This is a genomic window from Shewanella sp. SG44-6 (assembly GCF_014164185.1).
GTDB classification, from domain to species: domain Bacteria; phylum Pseudomonadota; class Gammaproteobacteria; order Enterobacterales; family Shewanellaceae; genus Shewanella; species Shewanella vesiculosa.
This window is the reverse complement of sequence record NZ_JACJER010000252.1, coordinates 1-1,948: the sequence shown is the minus strand read 5'-3', so window position 1 is coordinate 1,948 and position 1,948 is coordinate 1. Positions and strand designations below refer to the sequence as shown.

Below are 1,948 nucleotides of genomic sequence, written 5' to 3'. Positions count from 1 at the left end.
ATCGATACCACAGTAGTATGGATGTGAGTTATTATAAAATCTCATTGAGCTTTCTCCTGTTGGTTTAGTCACCTTAAGCATACCGCTGATGCGGCTTGCTAGGGAGGAGGCTCAATGAGTATCAAAGCCATTAAGTCGGACAAAAAACAGTTGGCTTTTGTTCGTTCTTCTCAAGTATAGTCAACTTTTTTTGCCGCTTATGGCAGCGTTGGTACCCAAATATTACCCCCACGCTAATTACCTACAAACAAAAAATGGCTACTTGATGTAGCCATTTTTATGGGCGTTTAACTATGTTTTTTAGCGTAAACGGGCTTGTTTCTCTGCCAATCTTGCTATTGTCGCAATTTGTTGGTTTGCGGCTTCGCTGATTTCTAGCAATTGCTCAAGAGATAAAAAGCGGGGTTCGCGCATGTACTGCACTAATTTATCGCGGCTGGTGACAAACTGGTCATCATGTATCGGTTGCGAGCTCACTATTTTGCCGCCTTCCCATGTAAACATCATGCGCTGACGCTCAAACGGGTGTGTAGTGCGGCTAAGTCGTTTTTGGGCTTCGTTAAAGGCATTAATGAAGTTGATCTTGAGTTCGGCAGCTTTGGCACCGGTAAAGCCCATCACTAAAAACATAAAACCGTCTTTGGTCAGGTGGTAACACTTCAAATCACGCTGACTGGTGCCAACCTGTTGATTTTGCACGTTGACGCAAAAATGCGTTGACGTAAATTCACTTGGGGCATCGACTAGAATACGGTCAATTTTACGCAAAACATCACAGTGTTTTTTGCCAAAGTAGTCGGCAACGATCAGTTAATTGGTAATGGTTTGTTGGCCGTTAATAAAGACCAATTGCGCAGGGTAGTTTTTAGACTGTTGTAAGTTCATGGGTGACACTCCTTGATATCGAGAGTAATCATCACCAAACGGTTCGAATCATTGGGTGATGAGCTGAATGAGGTTCGAACTACCGCATCAAGGAAGCGGCCAGCCAAATGGCTGCCTCACCCAGCCCACCATAGTAGTGGTGCGCCGAGTCACGCAATAAAAAACCAGCTCTAAGGGCTGGCGACAATTGCGCCTTGAATTAAGCGGGGTTCGAATCCCGGCATTGGATTTTGCCAATGCCCGATTAGTATCGCCCCACTTAGGCGCATTTGTCAATTTTACTTATGAGTTATCAGTTAAGTGAGTTAACGATAACCCTTCAGCCATTTTATAAAGCTAACCGTTTGATGGTTGTAATGTCCTGCTCTAATATGCTGATATTGTTCGGTTTATTGCTTTATTTTGATGTTGGCACTTTTATCATGCAATTTACGTTTTTTATTTGAGTGTAAGAGTCATTAAATTGCTTTACTTCAACGACATAGTAAATGTAAGGTTATAAACATCAGTAACTTAAACGGGCGCTTTATCGGTCGAGCCGTTCAATAAGCTGTTAGGCCGTTTTCAATTCAAAAGGATTTATTATGAAATTATCGGTAGAGGGATATAAGTCAATAGCCTCTAAACAAACTTTAACATTTGATGGGCTGACTGTTTTGTCTGGGGCTAATAGTTCAGGTAAATCTAGTTTCATGCAGCCTTTTTTGATTTTGAAGCAAACAATTGAAAATCATTATGATTCAGGATCATTAGAGCTGTATGGTGAAAACGCAAAGTTAACGGACTCTTCACAAGTTATCTCTAAAGTCCCACAGCATACGAAAAAATCGTTTTGTGTAGCGATGGAAACTGACAATAATTTTTGTAGTGTTGTTTATAAATATAAAAGAGGTTATGGGCTTCAAGTAGACTCTGTAAAACTTACGAATGAAAAAATTCCAAAAGGTTTAACTTTAAAGTTAGGAATGAAATCAGAGCTAATTGAAAATAATGTCCCTGAAGAAGATTTTGGCTTTATAAAAAAGTTTTATAAAGATGAAAAACTAACACCAAAATGGAAAGC

General features: G+C 40.0%; 1 protein-coding gene and 1 pseudogene. One reads left to right on the top strand and one right to left on the bottom strand.

All coding sequences use genetic code 11. The annotated features are described in order from the left end of the window. Positions 1–300 precede the first annotated feature (300 nt). The gene (locus tag H5185_RS21875) at positions 301–807 is read right to left on the bottom strand and encodes a Rha family transcriptional regulator (RefSeq protein ID WP_310741702.1); all 507 of its coding nucleotides are present in this window, start codon (positions 805–807) and stop codon (positions 301–303) included. Positions 808–1,469: 662 nt separating this feature from the next. Here H5185_RS21875 and H5185_RS21865 point away from each other — a divergent pair. Beyond that, positions 1,470–1,948 (top strand): annotated as a pseudogene (locus tag H5185_RS21865) (AAA family ATPase); the annotation flags it as partial.